Here is a 17,405-nt window from a genome sequence, read left to right on the forward strand (position 1 = left end):
CAAATGTTATTGATACTCGGTAGGCGTAACCCCGTAGACCGCCTTGAAACATTTAGAGAAGTAAGCGGGCGAGGAGAAACCGGTTCGGTAAGCGACCTCACTCACCGTATACGCGTTCTGCCTCAACAACTGGGTCGCCTTATTCAAGCGATAGGTACGCAAGAACTCGACGGGTGCGGTTCCGGTCAGCTCCTTGATCTTCCGGTGAAGGTGCCCCCGGGATAATCCCAAGGTCTCGCTTAGTTTCTCCACATTATATTCGGGGTCCGCATAAACCGCCTCGATCTGTTCCGCGAACTTACGCAAGAAGGTATCATCGATACTCTCCACCTTTTCCGGCTCGGACAGAAGGAGCTTATTATCCCGCAGCTTCTCCAACAAACGTTCCCGTAACTTCTGGCGTTCTTGCAATAGGTGGATAATCTTGATCTTCACGTAATCCGTATGGAAAGGCTTCTGTATATAATCGTCCGCCCCGCCGGTTATTCCGAAAATCCGTTGACGCTCATCGGTCAAGGCGGTCAATAAGATCACCGAGATATGGCTAAAGGGAAGTTGCGACTTGATCGTCCGGCAAAGTTCGAAACCATTCATCTCCGGCATCATCACATCGCTTACTACCAATGATATCTCCTCCTCTTCCAATACCCGCAAGGCATCTTTCCCGTTCGCGACCGTCCGGATCTTGAAATGAAGGCTAAGCTCACGTTCCAAAAAGCCGCGGACCTCATCGTCATCCTCGGTGATCAGTATCGTATAAGGATAGGTCTTGGAAAGCATCTCCTTGGTTTCCGAGTCGTCCAACCGGGAGGCTTCGTAGGCTTGATGGGATACGGGCGTTTCCATCAGGTCGCTATCCTCGAAATGCGCCTTTCCTTTCCGTAGGCAGACCGTAAAGGTAGTCCTTTGTCCCGGCTCGCTCTCCACACGGGTCTCCCCTCCGTGCATATCTATATACTCCTTTACCAAATGTAATCCGATCCCGGTTCCCATCGACCGATCCTCCGTATAGAAACGGTCAAACAGATGCGGAAGGTTAGCGGGACGGATGCCACTTCCCGTATCGATAACCCGTATAAAGACCCGGCCTCCCTCTTCCGTCAGCTCTATCCGCACGCTACCTCCCTCCGGCGTAAACTTAAAAGCGTTCGAGAGAAGATTGAAAAATACCTTCTCCAATAAGTCCGGATCGATCCATAGCGTACATTGTTTTATCGAAGAAGTGAACGTATAGGAGATCGCACGTACCGAGGCCATACTGTCAAAATAAGATTTGATCTCGCCAACGAAAGGAACCAAATCGATTTCCCGTACCGCTAGTTTCTCTTGCTTGCCTTCCACCTTCCGGAAATCCAATATTTGGTTGATCACACGCAACAAACGGTTGGCGTTCTTCTGGATCAGTCCTAGATCCGAGGCGTAAGGAGATTCCCGCAACGAGACAATCAAGCGATCCAAAGGGGCGAGAATCAAGGTCAAGGGCGTACGTACCTCGTGGGAGACATTCGTAAAGAATTGGAGTTTCTGCGCCGTCACCTCTTTCATCTCCGCGTTCAAGGAGATTAGCTTACGATTCGCCTGCCTCATCTTCCGGTTTATGTAAAAGGCGTAAATGGAAAGGGCGATAAAACCGATCATCAATAAGGAGATCACCCCTAAAGAGTTTCGCAGGAAATAAAACCGGTCGGACAAACCGTCGATGCGGGAACGCTGCGCCTCGATACGTTGCTTATATTTCTGGAGTTGGTCCGCTTGCAACAATAAGGTGCGGGCAGACTGATGATCTACCGGAGCCGTACGAAGAGGGATAAACTTATCCACCGGCTCCCCTTGAATGATACGCATAGCCGTGCGAATCACTTGCTCCCCTCCTGTCGGATAGAGGAAAGAGGCGTTGATCCGTCCATCTTCCACGGCTTCCAGACCGGCACCCGCCACAGCATCCACGCCGATAATCCGCAAATCCCGTCCTCGGATGGAATCCCATGCCATAAAGTATTCCCGGGCGGCTATGGCCATCATGTCGTTATGGGCGTAAACGAAATCTATCTGCTCGGGATGCTCTAACTTCCGAAGCTCCATCCGGGCGGTATCGACCAGCCATTGTCCTTCTATCTTACGGAAAGAAAGATCCTCCCTTTCTCGCAAGGCATCGACAAAACCTTTATGTCGCTCTTGCGCCGGGGAGGTTTGCGTGAGTCCCCATATCTCTAAGATAATAGCGTTCGGGGGAAGATAATGGGCGGCGTAATTGCCTGCCGCTAGTCCGATCTCATAATTGTTCGCCCCGACAAAAGAGGTGTATTGATCGGTATTTACCTTGCGATCTGTAATGATCGTCGGGATTCCGGCACGGTACGCTTCCTCGGCAACTGCCGTGATCGGCTCGGATTGATAGGGGGAGATGATCAAGACATCCACCTTTTGGCGGATCAAGTCTCGTATTTGTTGTATTTGTGTCTCGTTATTGTTTTGCGCGTCCTTTATAATAATTTCCACATCATCATAGTTAGAGGCTTCGATACGCATATCGTTAATCATAGCTTCCCGCCAAGCATCGTCCAACATACATTGGGAGAGGCCGATAACGTGCCTCTTCTGTTTCCCCGAGCTCGTGCAACCACACAATACGATCAAGGTTAACCATACTAGTAAAAAGGGATGCTTCATATACAAGAATAAAGGTCTAACGTATTTGCCACAGGGCTGGCACAACCTTGCCATGCCTGTGGCACGACAGTGCCATACGGATGGCATAGCTGTGCCATAACCTGTGGCACAACTATGCCATCAGCATGGCACTGCCGTGTCATCGGTTAATGGCACTAATTATGCACCAGTGTCCCGATATTCTCTCCGCTCATCACTTTCTTCAAGTTGCCGTTGGTATCCATATCGAATACGATGATCGGGAGGTTGTTCTCTTTACACATCGTGGTAGCGGTCAAGTCCATTACCTTCAGGCCCCGGGTATAGATCTCATCATACGTAATATCGGAGAACTTGGTAGCCGTAGGATCTTTCTCCGGATCAGCGGTGTAAATACCGTCCACACGGGTACCTTTCAGCATGACATCCGCCTCGATCTCGATGCCTCTCAAAGAAGATCCGGTATCCGTAGTAAAGAACGGATTACCCGTACCGCCAGACATGATTACCACGTTGCCTTGTTCCAGCAACTCGATCGCACGCCATTTATTATAGAACTCGCCGATCGGTTCCATACGGATAGCCGTCAGTACCTTCGCCTTCACGCCTTGAGCGACCAAAGCGGAGCTAAGCGCCAAGCTATTGATCACCGTTGCCAGCATACCCATCTGGTCTCCTTTTACCCGATCGAAACCTTTGGAAGCGCCGCTCAACCCGCGGAAAATATTACCGCCACCGATCACGATACCGATCTGTACACCCATCTCGGCGATCTCCTTGATCTGTGCCGCATATTCATTCAAGCGAACCTCATCGATCCCATATTGTTTACCACCCATCAGCGACTCACCGCTTAATTTTAATAAGATACGTTTGTATTGAGCCATGTTTTGTATATATTTAATATGTAATTCCGCAAAAGTAACGAATAATCCGATATTCGCATAAAAAAGATCGCCCCAACCGGTGTCGGGGCGATCTAAACACTAATCCCGTGTTTTGTAAGCTGCGAGGATTAGCTAAAATTATATGAAACGTTACTGGTTACTTTTTATCTAAGATCTCCAAGGTATCGGCAGCGATCATGAATTCCTCATCCGTAGGAACGACGATGATAGTCACCTTACTGTCCGGAGTGCTGATTACCATCTCCTCGCCACGCATGCCCTCGTTCTTCTCAACATCGATCTTCATGCCCATGTATTCCATGTTCTCGCAAACCGCACGACGGGTCGCCCATTGGTTCTCACCGACACCACCGGTCCAAACCAAGATATCGCAACCACCCATAGCGGCGGCATAAGCGCCGATATATTTCTTGATGCGGTAGTTATATACGTTCAAGGTCATGATCGCACGCGGATTTCCGGCAGCTACGGCAGCCTCGATCTCACGCATATCGGAAGAGATACCGGAAAGACCGGCAACACCACTTCTCTTATTGATCAAGTCGGAAAGGCCGGCACCATCCATGCCTTCCTTATCCATGATGAAAGACAAAGCACCCGCATCCACGTCGCCGCAACGAGTACCCATCAACAGACCCTCAACCGGAGTCAAGCCCATGGAAGTATCCACGCTCTTACCATTCTTGATGGCGGTAATAGAACCACCGTTACCTACGTGAGCCGTGATAATCTTCTGATCCTCATAAGGAACACCTAAGATCTCACAAGCACGACGGGATACATATCGATGACTGGTTCCGTGGAAGCCATAACGACGTACGCCATATTTCTTGTACATCTCGTAAGGCAAACCGTACATATACGCATAATCCGGCATGGTCTGGTGGAAAGCCGTATCAAACACCGCTACTTGAGGAATACCCGGGATCAAAGCCTCCATCGCCCGAACACCCTTCAAGTTAGCCGGGTTATGAAGCGGAGCCAGATCAGAGCACTCGATTACCTTATTGATTACATCCTGATTGATCAATACGCTAGAAGCGAACTCCTCGCCACCATGTACCAAACGATGACCAACAGCGTCGATCTCCTTATAGTCCTTGATACAACCATAAGTTGCGTCGGTCAATACGCTCAAGATAAACTCGATGCCTTGTTGATGGCCGGGAATCTCTCTCTCGATAACCACCTTCTTGCCCTCCTTATCCGTCAATTTCAGGAACGCGCCCGGCAAACCGATTTTCTCGATACCACCTTGAGCCATAACCTCACCGGAGGTCATATCGAATAACTTATATTTGATAGAACTACTACCGCAGTTCAATACTAGAATCTTCATATTATTAAGTCGTTAGGATTATCTATTATTTTGCGGATCTCAAACCGATGGATTGATTACAAGCGATCGCTACCATCTTATAAATATCGTCTACGGAACAACCGCGAGACAAGTCGTTCACCGGAGCGGCCATACCTTGAAGGATAGGACCGACAGCCTCAGCGCCACCCAAACGTTGAACCAGCTTATAAGCGATATTACCCACCTCCAAAGTCGGGAATACCAAAACATTCGCTTTACCGGCGATCTCGCTACCCGGAGCTTTCTTGCTACCTACAGCCTCAACCAAAGCCGCGTCGGCCTGCAACTCTCCGTCGATCTTCAAGTCCGGAGCCATCTCCTTAGCCAAGCGAGTAGCCTCCACTACCTTGTCTACCATCTCGTGAGAAGCGCTACCCTTCGTAGAGAAGCTCAACATAGCCACACGAGGCTCAACGCCTACGATATTACGAGCCGTAGCGGCGGTAGCGACAGCGATGCTAGCCAACTCTTCCGCGTTCGGATTCGGCATAACCGCACAATCGGCAAATACCAAAATACCATCATCCCCATATTGAGGAGTCTTCGTGAACATAAGGAACGCACCGGAAACACACTTCATGCCCGGAGCCGTCTTGATAATTTGCAAAGCAGGACGCAATACATTACCCGTCGTATTCTCAGCGCCGGCGATCTCACCGTCAGCGTCACCCGACTTAATCATCAGGCAAGCCAAGAACAAAGGATCTTCAACTAAAACCGCAGCCTTCTCGGGAGTCATACCCTTCTTTTGGCGAAGTTGGAAAAGCAAGTCTGCATACGCGGCTTTCTTCTCGTGATTTTTCGGATCGACAAGAGTTGCCTCACCGATGTGGTTCAGTCCGAAACCTGCCGCCAACTCCTTGATCTCAGCGGGGTTTCCAATTAAGATAATGTCTGCTACACCGTCGGCCAGTAATCGGTCGGCAGCTTTAAGAGTTCTTTCCTCGGTACCTTCGGGAAGAACAATACGCTGCTTGTCAGCTTTAGCGCGCGCAATAATGTCTTGCATTAAATCCATAGCGGAAGATATTTTATATTATTTAATAATTGTACTCGTAATCCGGCTACAAAATTAGGCATAATGCAATATAGAGTTTACAAAATAGGCAAAAGAATTACAGATAGAGATACCAGTTTCAGATCTTTTAACAGTAATTCGTCACTTCCCGCTCCCCGGAGAGTATTTGTTGCAGTTCTTCCGCTGTCACATTCACACTTAACTTACCTTTATGGGCCACGGAGATCTTTCCTCTCTCCTCCGAGACAATAATAACCAGCGCATCTGTCTCCAATGACATCCCCAACCCGGAACGATGGCGCAATCCCATATCCTTGGGAAGGGTAGCGTTCTGGGCGACCGGCAAGATACAACCGGCCGCCTTGATCCGGTTATCGGCTATGATCATGGCACCATCATGCAACGGGCTGTTCTTAAAGAAGATGTTCTCGATCAAGCGGGCATTTACATCGGCGTTGAACATTTCGCCCGTATGCTCATAGATCGCCAAGTCCATATCTTGCTGGATCACGATCAAGGCACCCGTCTTTTTCCGGGCCATATTCATACAAGCCAAGACAACAGGGGCGACAAACTTCCCTTCTTTCTCCGGATCGCCTCCTCGCTTGGAAAAAAGTTTCCCTAGGAATTTCCAGCCCCGATGCGAACCTAACGCCAACAGGAAACGGCGGATCTCGTCTTGGAAGAGGATTACCAAAACCACGAAACCTACGCTAATAAACTTATCCAAGATGGCCCCCATCAACCGCATCTCCAATACCTGCGAGATCAAGATCCATACGACGATGAATGATACGACTCCACTGAATATAGCCAATGTGCCTGAGCTTTTCATCAATTTATAGGTCTGGTACAGGAAGAAAGCCACCAGCAATACGTCAATCAAGTCTTTTATACCGAAATGCATCCACATAGTTAATTGAGAATTGAAAGTTGAAAATTGAAAATTATTTGTTGGTCATTTGACCTATGACGCGAATGGCTTCCACTGCTTCCCGCACGTCATGTACACGAAGGATATTAGCGCCGTTCAAGAGAGCGTACGTATTCAATACAGTCGTTCCGTTCAGGCTATCCGCAGGGGTTCCACCCAGTAATTTATAAATCATGCTTTTACGGGAGACTCCAACTAATAAAGGCAACTCAAAAATAGAGAACTCCTTTAAATGGCTCATCAATTGGTAATTCTGCTCCAACGTCTTACTAAAACCAAAGCCGGGATCGAGAATGATATCATTCACCCCTAAAAGCCGAAGCTGGCGTACCTTCCGGGAAAAGTACAGCATGATCTCCTCCATCATATCCGGGTAATCAGTATGCCTCTGCATAGTTTGAGGGGTTCCACGCATATGCATCATGATATAAGGCACCTTCAAATCCGCTACCGTTTGGAACATATCCGCATCCAACTCACCGCCGGAGATATCGTTAATGATAGCTGCTCCATATTCCTCTACGCAACGACGCGCAATCCCCGCACGAAACGTATCTACGGACACCGGGATATCCGGGTAATGCTTATTTAATATATGTAAGGCAAACTCCAAACGGCGCATCTCTTCCTCCGGCGTAACCTCAGCGGCATCCGGACGGGATGAATAACCACCGATATCTATCCAATCTCCTCCCTCCGATAAGATTTCCCGGATACGGTCCTCGATAGCGGTCTCGGTCTGTTTGCGGCTGCCCGCATAAAAAGAATCAGGGGTAATATTCAAGATTCCCATCACCAACGGCGTCGCTAAAGAAGTGAGTGTCCCTCTAATATTGAGCGTTTTATCTAACATGATCTTTCCTTATTTCCAGCAAAGATACAGGTTTCTCTCTTAAAATCTCCTTCTAGATTCTTCATTCTTTATTTAATTGCTACATTTGCCCCGAATTAGACAGGAATAAATATTTAACGCGATACAGTCATGAGTATTATCGACCTCTATGATTTATTTATACATAACCCTCAAATAACGACAGATAGCCGGAACTGTCCGAAGGGTTCTATCTTCTTCGCCTTAAAAGGCGATAAATTCGATGGAAATCAATATGCCGGGAAAGCCTTGGCATCCGGCTGTGTCTATGCCGTCATAGACAATCCCGATTATTATATAGGCGAACGCACGATCCTTGTTGATAACGTGCTGAAGACCTTGCAACAATTAGCGCACCATCACCGCAAGGTACTGGGGTTGCCGATCATCGGAATTACCGGAACGAATGGCAAGACCACGACCAAAGAGTTATTGGCTGCCGTACTCTCAACGAAATTCAATTTGCTATATACCGAAGGAAATTTCAATAATCATATTGGCGTTCCCTTGACCTTGCTCCGATTGACTCATGACCATGAGATGGCGGTTATCGAGATGGGCGCCAGCCATCCGGGAGACATCAAGGAATTAGTGGATATCGTCCATCCTAACTATGGCATCATCACGAACGTAGGCCGTGCCCATCTGGAAGGCTTCGGTTCTTTCGAGGGTGTGATCCGGACAAAAGGGGAGTTATATGATTATATCCGTCGCTCCAAAGGCAAGATATTTATCAAGAAAGAGAACGAGTACCTTCAGTCTATCGCCAAAGGCATCGAACAAATCACATATGGAAACGGGGATGATGCTTTCGCGTCCGGACAGGTAGTCAGTTGCGATCCTTTCTTAGTGTTCAATTGGAAGCAACAAGGAAAGTTGCATACCGTCGAAACACATATGATCGGTAGTTATAACCTAGATAATGTATTGGCCGCCGTCGCCGTAGGCCGCTTCTTCAAGATCCCGGCAGAGCGTATCAGCCGTGCTATCGCCGCTTACGAGCCTACCAATAACCGTTCTCAGTTCAAGAAAACCGATAATAACGAATTGATTATCGATGCTTACAACGCGAATCCGAGTAGCATGAAAGTAGCTCTGGACAATTTCATCACCATGCCCGTACAGCCTAAAGCCATCATCCTTGGAGATATGCGCGAGCTTGGACCAACTAGCAACGAATTACACGCGGAGGTTGTCGAACAGATCAAGAAAGGCCAGTTCGACAAGGTGTTCCTCTGCGGCGAGCATTTCTCCAAGGTAGGCAAAGAGTTCTCCCCCTTCGCTACCACAGAGGCTATGACGGAGGAGCTTCGGAGGCAGCCGTTAAAGGGCTATCATATCTTGATCAAAGGCTCTCATAGCATGGGGCTGGAGAAACTAGTGGATATCCTATAAGCTATCATCGAACAAGACAGTTTTCAACTTTTGATACAAGAAGGAGAGAACCAATAAGATAACTCCCAAGATTATAAAGACGACCACTTTCCCGATCGTAGGCAAGAGCCACAGATCTACCAACACCAACTTTAGCAATACGATCGAGAAAGTGGCCAAACTAATCATCCGGACAACCTTCAGGTGCAATCGCATTCCCACCGCCATTTGCATAAAGCCGGCAAGACTCAACGAGATAGAGAAGCCTGCGCTTAATTCATCCGGCAAGCCCAACTGATTCAACAAATTATTCGTTCCCACGGCCAGTAATATCGTAGACAGCAAACAAATATATAAGGTCATCCCATGCGTACGCTTTTCTCTTGCGTCAAATGACTTATAATAGTACCGCCCCAAGACAAAAATATGCCCCCCGATTAAAAGCAAGGAAACCCATAGCAGGAACCGGGGAATAAAGAGATCATCATACCCGACCCACAAAGACATTCCTCCGAACAGGGATAAAGATAGCCCCAAGAGTAGTCCGTATCCCCCCGCATTTCTTGACACAGGCAAATAGCTTTTCCCTAATAAAACATTCGCAGCAAATAAAACCGCCACCGTAAATGTCTCGATATAGCTAAAGGACACGATCGAAGGATCTACATATGAATAGAAATCGAAAACAAAGGCTATATATAATACGACACATCCCGTCAAGAGAGGCCCTTTCGTCGATATCCTTGTCGGACGTACCAACCAAGCGTCTACCCAATACGATAGCCCCGTAAAAATACCGGTAGCGAACAAGCCATTTATAAATAGGGAAGAATCTCCGTACCGAGCCTCCATACATCCGTGGAAGACATCCATTCCGTAAGAGCCCAGCGTCAAGACCGGAAGTACCCAAGCGAATATCTCGTAAACCCGCAGACGGAAACGACTATAGAACCAGAGAATAATCATTACCTCTGAAGCCCAAAACAAGGTAATAAAGGTCCCTTCCAGTTGGATCGGGATCGTCACCGATACGAACGTAAGAGCGATACCCAATAACGTATGCATCAAGAAAGTGAAAGGTTCCCCTTTCCGTTTGATCCAAAAGAAAAGAGCGAAGTTAATAGCCGCAACAAAAAGGGTTACCAGACCTTTGTAATTCCGCTCAAGCTCCATATTCTGCAGGAGACAAAGGGCAAAGAACAGGAATACGAAATTGTTCAATCCGATCACTCCTAATAAATATTGATTGATCCCCCGGATATTGATTCGCACGATGGAAGCGACCGATAATAAGAAGATCAAATAGAAGGCGATAGAGAAAATAAGTAAATGCGTTAATTGGACACTTCCCATCAAATCCAGATCCGCAGCATACGTATAACCCGCAAAGACGATCCAAGTCAAGGCAAAACAAATTACAGGCAATTCCCCCCACTTCTTATAGATAGATAGCCCGAACATTCCTAGGTCCAAGATCATGACATAGGTAAACAGCACCCAATAACTTCCATCTCCGCTACCCACTAAGAATGGAGCGATAAATCCACCCACCAAAGCGATAATTGCCAGTTCCCTACGATTATAGAGTATAGATAAAGACGACATAAATCCGGTAAACAGCACAAGCAGAATAAAAGCGACCGTTTGGCTAAACAGCCCGTAATAATGATAGGCGATCGCCACCGTTACATAGAAGATCGCGAAAGCGCCTCCCGCCAGCAAAGAGCTAAAGGTACGATAGGAATCCTTCAAACGCCAAGCCACGAATAGAAGTAATCCACCCATCCCAAAGCCAAGGATCGTACGCAAGGTCTCGTTTATCCATTCCTTATCTATCGCATACTTCACGAAAAGCCCCATACCCAAGACGAGTATCAGGATACCGATTTTACCGAATAAGTTCTCACCGATATATTTCTCATAATTGACAGGCTTCCGCACCTTCTGGGGTTGAGGATTTTTAGCAGGTTCGACAATCGCCCTTACCGGTTCAGGTTGTACGAAAACTTCCGGCTCTTTCAAGATCTCAGGCTCCGGTTCCTTTATCTCGTCCACAACTTCCAGACTATTCTCCAAACGTTTACGCAAGGCAGCGATCTCTTTCAACAATTCCTCCGTTTTCTCTTGTGATTTGGATATCTTATTACGCAAGTTTATCCAAATCATGATCAGTAATAGAAGTATCAGTAAGGTATATTCCATAAACTCTAAAATTATAAGCTTGCCGCAATATACGCATTTATTTATGTAAAAGCTTTCCGAACCATAAAAAAGTCCCGACGATACGAATATCGCCGGGAGCAATTTTTTATCCGGTTTCCTTCCTCACGGAAATACTATCGGAAGAACTTTTTTACTTTAGTATTAACCACACGTTCCCCCATCACGGGATACTTTGTTGCGTGGAAATTATTTAATTAAATATATTTAGATAGAGACGGGACGTGCCCGCCTCTACTGTATCATTTCGAATAAAATAATTATTTAACAACCACCTTAACAGCAGCCTCACCCTCTACAGCTACAGCTACGATACCTGCCGGTACAGCGATTGTAGCGTTATCAGATGAAAGAACTGTCTCAGCAACCACCTTACCTAAGATGTTAGAGATAACAACAGACTTGCCAGCGGCACCTTGGATTGTTACAGTACCATCGTTAGCGATAACAGAGATAGCAGAAGCTCCTTCTTCAACGTTATCGTTGGATGTCGGGTGTAATGTCGTAGCCTCAGCAACGAACTCATGAGCCTCGTCACGATTATCCGTCCAAACTAATACGTTGTTGATAACTTTCAAATAAGAAGTTACATCTTCACGATCAGTCTTAGTTGCATCATCTTCGTTTGCAATCTCCTTTGTTGTCTTATTCTCGATCTTCAATGTATTATTTGCAGTTGTAACAAATGCCATTGCAGCCGGATTTACAGACATAGTCTTCAAGGTATCAACAGCAGTTGCTTTTTCACGAACAATAGCTAAAGAATCCTCACCATAAACGATAGCTTTAACAAAAGCTGCTTTCACCAAACCTTCTGTAGCATTCCAATAAGCGCTACCTTCATTTGTCTTAGATGTATATTTATCATCATCACCCTTAACCGCAGAATAAACAGAATCTTGAGGATTTACCAAGAAATATCTGTAACCATCAGCGATAGCAGCAGAGTCTAACCCATTACCTGTTGTGATGTAATAAGTAGGTCTAGTTACATCTTTTACACAAGCAGTATCAATCCACAAACCAAACAAGCTGTCGATATATTCTTCTTGACCTGCCAACTTAACCTCCGCAAACAAAGACTTAGGATTCATGGAAAGAGCTTTACCATCAGCCTCGGCAGATTTAACCAACATGTGAGAAGGAGCATTCAATGTAGCGTAGTCCGGAGATGGCTCTACTACCAAGTCAAAATAGTTGTTATTTACAGCTGAAGCTGCAGCAGAGATCAACTTACCAGTATTAACATCCAATACCACAATCTTATCACCTGTAGACAATAAATAACCATTGCCCTTAGCTGTTTTGAATGTGAACTCAGAACCAGCAACTGCAGGAGTAGCTGTATTATCTTCTTTTGCCAACTTAAATTCATTATCCTTAGCTACAACATACTCTTTTGTATATTGCTTGTAAAGTTTATAAGTAGCCGTAGCTAAAGTATCACCTAAAGCGATAGCACCTACACCAGCTTTGTGTTCATCAGCATTGCTAGTCCAGACCTTACCCGTTTTATCTTTAATTACTTCAACCTTGAATTTAGCAGCGTCTTCGGCTGTAGTTTTCTTAACCTTCAATACGCCGTCAACGATTGTATACAAATCATCAACACCCTCCGTACCGGAGATCAAGTTCAATGTATAAGCGAAGTTATCAACAGCTACCTTGTCCAAATACTTCGTAGCCATATAGTTGTATTCCTTGCCACCGGCTTTGATATCTTTCTGATATTCGAAATAGAATTCAGTACCAGCCGCTAAACTTGCAGAAGCAGCGCTATTTACAGCATCCACTCTGTAAGCGTCTTTACCTGTTACCTTATAGATCTGAGCGGCAGCAGTTGTAAGACCTTGGTTGAAGTTACGTTCAACGAATTGGTATTTACCACCCTTAGCAACTACATAGAACTGACCAGCAGGGTTATATGCATTAGGAGCATCCTTCTTCAATTCCAATCCACTAGCCGTAGCATAAACATACTTAAACTCATCACCAGATTTAACCTTGATGAAGTAAACACCATCACCAGTAGGCAATGTAGCCGGAGTGCCCTTACCTAATTTTACGGAAGGAGCGACACCTTGCTCGATTGTAGAAGGAGTACCAGAAAGTTTAGAGACTGTCAATACCTTTGAATTGGTTACCTGAGCATATACTACTTGAACATCAGCAGCAGTACCTGTAAGCGCAGCTTCAAATTTCTTAGTAGTTGTATTATAAACAGGTGCATTCTTTACATAAACAGCGACTTTATCGTTTGATAAGTCTTGAATAAATTTGAACTTTTGAAAATCACCATTCAATACTGTATGATAACCATTATCCAACCAAGTTGAGTCTTTTGCGAATTTATAGCCAAATACATCCTTTTGCCCAGCGATCGTGTACTTAGTTGTATCCAAACCGAAGTAAGCATCCTTTTCACCGATCTTATCAGCGCCAACTTCCTGCAACTGTACATAATCAGCATCAGCACCAGTCAACTGAGTAGCTACTAATTCTTTGCCCTCAAAGATGTTCTCTTGATAAGCCTCTCCAAAGTTCAAAGAGAATACAGTGAAACCATCGCCTAAGTCAGAGGCAGCCAAAGTACGAGCCTTCAAAGCCGAATTTACTTCCGAAGTGAATGCTGTAGCGGCACTAGCAATGCCCAAGGATAACTTACCTCCAGACACAACCAATCCTAAAGATCCGTTCGCAGAATAATAAGCAGAAATCTTGCCGTCAGTAGTTACAGACCACTTGTCAACACCTGCCGCTAAATTAGGTTTAGCATCTTTTTTTGCAGCGAAAGACAATACAGCACCAGTCTTTTTGTTAGTGAAGCTGTAAAGCTTGTTTCCTGTAGCATCAACTCCAGCTTCAGTAACCTTCCACATAGCAGAGTCAATAGAAGCTTTAGGAGCAGTTGCCAAATTGCTAAATGTTTTTACCACTACAGAGTCCGATTTAGCTCCATAAACAGCTAAATAATCAGAAGAACTGGACTTCAACATGGTGTAACCGTCTGTTTTGGTGATTTGGGCTGAAGCAACAGCCGAAATCATTGCAAGTCCAGCTACAAGAGTAGAAAACTTTTTGTTCATAATTCTAAAATTAATATTAATACTAGTGTTAATTAAAAGCTCTTCAATATTTTGCCCCTTCAAATTGGGCATAAAACGACTAGTCTAAACGATCGTCTAAATCTTGCGTTTTTTTAGTGCCAAAACAGGAGATTTGTTGAAAGAATCCGTTGTTTCGTAAAGGATAACCTATCCTATTGATAAGAAAGAGGATAAGCGATAAAAAAATAATGCGGAAGGGTTGTAAGTGTCGAAGAAACGCGTACCTTTGCAAATGACTAGAAAAATCGATCGTTTAGACTAGTCGTTTCTCACATTCTATTCCATCGCACATAAAATATACATCACCTATATAGTAGTATAACCTCTATGCGTATTGCATATATTATAATGTACGAGCGTACATTATATATTATCTATGTCGTTGACTGATTATCAATTCTTCTTTCTAAATCCAAATAAGCATGCTTATCGGATAAGGTGAATTTGAATATTTCCAGCAGATACACCGAGCATTATCCGCCAACAGTATTATATACGGATTATCAGCATATTACATTTACAACTAGATGTAACGCTGTTTACTTCCATATGTAAATGACTTTACTTCTAGAGGTAAACACTTTCGTTTCTACTATATGTAAATACTTTCGCTCTTGCATGGAAGCGCCTCGTTTACGCTTTTATTGGTCAAAATAACGACTATCCTATGTACTTGAACTCTTTTTTCATAAATTTGTCGCTTTATAATAAACTGAGTAAAAAATGAATACACACGAACTTTGCTGCGTAGGACACATCACCTTGGATAAGGTAGTGACACCTAAGAATACCGTCCATATGCCGGGAGGAACCTCCTTTTATTTCTCGCATGCGATAAAACATTTCGATGATATTGACTATACTCTAGTGACAGCCTTGGCTGAATCTGAGATGAAAACGGTGGAGGAACTACGAGCCGAAGGTATCGACGTTGCCGTGATGCCAAGTAAGCACACCGTTTATTTCGAGAATATTTATGGAGAGAACCAAGATAACCGTACGCAACGTGTATTGGCGAAAGCAGATCCTTTCACCGTAGAGTATCTGGAGAACATCGACTCCAAGATCTTCCACCTTGGTAGTTTGCTTGCCGATGATTTCTCTTTGGAAGTGGTAAAGTATTTAGCGGGGAAAGGCTTAGTATCGATTGACTCGCAAGGGTATCTACGGGAAGTAAGAGACAAGGATGTATTTGCCGTGGATTGGCCAGAGAAAAAAGAAGTACTTAAATACGTGCACTTCCTCAAGGCTAACGAACATGAGATGGAGGTGTTAACCGGATATACCGATGCCGTGAACGCAGGAAAAGTTATCTACGATTGGGGCGTGAAAGAGGTATTGCTGACTTTCGGAAGCATGGGATCTATCATTTACGACGGTTCCACTTTCCATAAAATCCCCGCTTACATACCGAAAGAAGTAGTAAACGCTACCGGAGCGGGTGATACTTATATGACAGGATATCTCTATAAACGTGCCAAAGGCGCAAGCATAGAAGAAGCCGGACGTTTCGCGGCAGCTATGACAACATTGAAAATCGAAGGAATAGGCCCATTCAACGGCACTAAGGAAGATGTGTTGCGATGCTTAGAGACAGCGGAACAACGAATGCCTGAGTAGTTGAAAATTGAGAATTGAAAATTATTCGCTCTCTCCTAATTTTCAATTCTCAATTCTCTATCTTTAATTATTCTTGAATGCTTTGCAGAATGTAGTCATTAGCAAGATACAAAGCCCTAACAAGCCGACCACGATATAAGCGTATTTCATATTGAAAGCCTGCGAGATCGCTCCGATCAACAAAGGTGCGATCAACGAGCCGATAAAGCTGATACTGGAAAGGATCGTCAAGGCAATTCCCACCGGAGTTCTCGATTTAGCGCCCACTAAGCTATAAATAGTAGGCACCATACACGAGATGCCCAAGCCTACCAACATAAAGCCTAAGGAATTCACGATCACCTTAACCGTCATCGATTCGAACATTCCACCCAACATGGCTGAGATAAAGAAACCTGCAAAAATAAAGAAACCCGCTAATTGCAACACCTTCTGCTTTCCTAAAACACTATAGGCGGAGTTCGTAAGAAAACGGCCTACCGTCATCATCACCATGAACACTAAGAAACCGATCTGCAAGGATTTAGGAACTTGTAGTACCGATTCGAAGTAAAGTCCACTCCAATCAAACATCGCACTTTCCACCACCAAGGCAAACAGTCCGACGATACCTAACTGGATCAACAGTATTTCCGGCTTACGGATAAAGCTCAACAATGCCGGAGCTTCTTTCTTCTCCGCTTCCTTCTCTTCCTCCGGTGACTCAACCGCCACGTCTTCCTGCAAATACTTCCGGCTTACCAAAACAGTCACTCCAATCAATAATGCAATCAACGTAAAATGCCAGAACGGAGTGACGCCGGATACGATCATGATAAACCCGATCAAAGCTCCTAAACAGGCCGCCAGACTCCAACCTCCATGAAATGAGGCCATAATCGTACGTCCATAGAGCCGCTCGATACCAATCCCTTGCGTATTCAAGGATATATCGCAAAGATTCCAGAACACCCCAAAACAGAATAAATAGACACCCAGCAGATAAATATTATGTGCCGTACCGATCGCAAATAAGGCCAAGGCATATCCCAACACACTGGCCTGCGCCATAATACGGCTTCCCAACTTCGACACCAAATAACCCGCTAACGGTATCGCCACAAACTTACCTACCGGGATCAGGAACAAGACCAACCCCCAATAGAAAGCGTAATTCACCTCAAAGAAATCCTTCACGTCCGGAATACGGCTAGCCCAACTAGAGAAACAAAGACCTTGCGCTAAAAAGAAAGAAAGCATCGCATAACGAACCCGTTCCTTGGGAAAAGCGCTACCCAATGGAGTATTCATTTTTTCATTCATTATCATTTACTTTTATTGTTATCATCTATTCGAGAAAGAGGC

At 45.2% G+C, this 17,405-nt stretch carries 11 protein-coding genes; 2 read left to right on the forward strand and 9 right to left on the reverse strand.

The features are described 5' to 3' along the window. Positions 1 to 6: 6 nt before the first annotated feature. From DW033_RS09400 to folP, 6 genes are all read right to left on the reverse strand, one after another. Positions 7 to 2,670 carry a substrate-binding domain-containing protein gene (locus tag DW033_RS09400; RefSeq protein ID WP_048927089.1) on the reverse strand — a complete coding sequence of 888 codons (2,664 nt, stop codon included), beginning with the start codon at positions 2,668 to 2,670 and terminating at the stop codon, positions 7 to 9. Between the two features lie 155 nt (positions 2,671 to 2,825). Then, positions 2,826 to 3,536: a UMP kinase gene (pyrH, locus tag DW033_RS09405; RefSeq protein WP_005867363.1), complete on the reverse strand. Its 711-nt coding sequence runs from the start codon at positions 3,534 to 3,536 to the stop codon at positions 2,826 to 2,828. 157 nt (positions 3,537 to 3,693) lie between these two features. Further along, a complete protein-coding gene (locus DW033_RS09410; protein WP_036614670.1) occupies positions 3,694 to 4,896 on the reverse strand; it encodes an acetate/propionate family kinase in 1,203 nt (400 codons plus the stop codon). 25 nt (positions 4,897 to 4,921) lie between these two features. After that, positions 4,922 to 5,935: a phosphate acetyltransferase gene (gene pta, locus DW033_RS09415; protein ID WP_048927088.1), complete on the reverse strand. Its 1,014-nt coding sequence runs from the start codon at positions 5,933 to 5,935 to the stop codon at positions 4,922 to 4,924. A 127-nt stretch (positions 5,936 to 6,062) separates the two neighbouring features. Further along, positions 6,063 to 6,848, reverse strand: coding sequence for a diadenylate cyclase CdaA (cdaA, locus tag DW033_RS09420; RefSeq protein ID WP_010182378.1), 786 nt, complete (start codon positions 6,846 to 6,848; stop codon positions 6,063 to 6,065). Between the two features lie 34 nt (positions 6,849 to 6,882). Beyond that, on the reverse strand, positions 6,883 to 7,722 hold the full coding sequence (gene folP, locus DW033_RS09425; RefSeq protein ID WP_048927087.1) for a dihydropteroate synthase: 840 nt from the start codon (positions 7,720 to 7,722) through the stop codon (positions 6,883 to 6,885). Between the two features lie 129 nt (positions 7,723 to 7,851). Between folP and murF the strand changes: the two genes are divergently transcribed. Then, positions 7,852 to 9,135 (forward strand): UDP-N-acetylmuramoyl-tripeptide--D-alanyl-D-alanine ligase, encoded by a 1,284-nt coding sequence (gene murF / locus DW033_RS09430; protein WP_048927086.1) that lies wholly within the window; start codon positions 7,852 to 7,854, stop codon positions 9,133 to 9,135. Here the strand turns inward: murF and DW033_RS09435 are convergent. Next, positions 9,130 to 11,316, reverse strand: a complete 2,187-nt coding sequence (locus DW033_RS09435; RefSeq protein ID WP_122382705.1) for a DUF2339 domain-containing protein — start codon at positions 11,314 to 11,316, stop codon at positions 9,130 to 9,132. The two genes, murF and DW033_RS09435, sit on opposite strands and share 6 nt — an antisense overlap. Before the next feature lie 278 nt (positions 11,317 to 11,594). Next, positions 11,595 to 14,492, reverse strand: a complete 2,898-nt coding sequence (locus DW033_RS09440) for a DUF6383 domain-containing protein (protein WP_229040455.1) — start codon at positions 14,490 to 14,492, stop codon at positions 11,595 to 11,597. Positions 14,493 to 15,164: 672 nt separating this feature from the next. On the opposite strand from DW033_RS09440, the gene DW033_RS09445 reads away from it, so the two are divergent. Continuing rightward, entirely contained in the window at positions 15,165 to 16,061 is an 897-nt protein-coding gene (locus tag DW033_RS09445) for a PfkB family carbohydrate kinase (protein WP_005867349.1), read from the forward strand. A 63-nt stretch (positions 16,062 to 16,124) separates the two neighbouring features. Here the strand turns inward: DW033_RS09445 and DW033_RS09450 are convergent, their stop codons facing one another. Further along, the gene (locus DW033_RS09450) at positions 16,125 to 17,363 is read right to left on the reverse strand and encodes an MFS transporter (protein WP_081024123.1); all 1,239 of its coding nucleotides are present in this window, start codon (positions 17,361 to 17,363) and stop codon (positions 16,125 to 16,127) included. Positions 17,364 to 17,405 lie beyond the last annotated feature (42 nt).

The organism is Parabacteroides sp. AF39-10AC (assembly GCF_003635405.1).
Taxonomy (GTDB): Bacteria; Bacteroidota; Bacteroidia; order Bacteroidales; family Tannerellaceae; genus Parabacteroides; species Parabacteroides distasonis.

What these genes read in the sequence shown, in the direction of transcription:
- DW033_RS09400 (WP_048927089.1), bottom strand. Translation starts at nt 2,670, where the DNA reads ATGAAGCATCCCTTTTTACTAGTATGGTTAACCTTGATCGTATTGTGT.
- pyrH (WP_005867363.1), bottom strand. Translation starts at nt 3,536, where the DNA reads ATGGCTCAATACAAACGTATCTTATTAAAATTAAGCGGTGAGTCGCTG.
- DW033_RS09410 (WP_036614670.1), bottom strand. Translation starts at nt 4,896, where the DNA reads ATGAAGATTCTAGTATTGAACTGCGGTAGTAGTTCTATCAAATATAAG.
- pta (WP_048927088.1), bottom strand. Translation starts at nt 5,935, where the DNA reads ATGGATTTAATGCAAGACATTATTGCGCGCGCTAAAGCTGACAAGCAG.
- cdaA (WP_010182378.1), bottom strand. Translation starts at nt 6,848, where the DNA reads ATGTGGATGCATTTCGGTATAAAAGACTTGATTGACGTATTGCTGGTG.
- folP (WP_048927087.1), bottom strand. Translation starts at nt 7,722, where the DNA reads ATGTTAGATAAAACGCTCAATATTAGAGGGACACTCACTTCTTTAGCG.
- murF (WP_048927086.1), top strand. Translation starts at nt 7,852, where the DNA reads ATGAGTATTATCGACCTCTATGATTTATTTATACATAACCCTCAAATA.
- DW033_RS09435 (WP_122382705.1), bottom strand. Translation starts at nt 11,316, where the DNA reads ATGGAATATACCTTACTGATACTTCTATTACTGATCATGATTTGGATA.
- DW033_RS09440 (WP_229040455.1), bottom strand. Translation starts at nt 14,492, where the DNA reads ATGCCCAATTTGAAGGGGCAAAATATTGAAGAGCTTTTAATTAACACT.
- DW033_RS09445 (WP_005867349.1), top strand. Translation starts at nt 15,165, where the DNA reads ATGAATACACACGAACTTTGCTGCGTAGGACACATCACCTTGGATAAG.
- DW033_RS09450 (WP_081024123.1), bottom strand. Translation starts at nt 17,363, where the DNA reads ATGAATGAAAAAATGAATACTCCATTGGGTAGCGCTTTTCCCAAGGAA.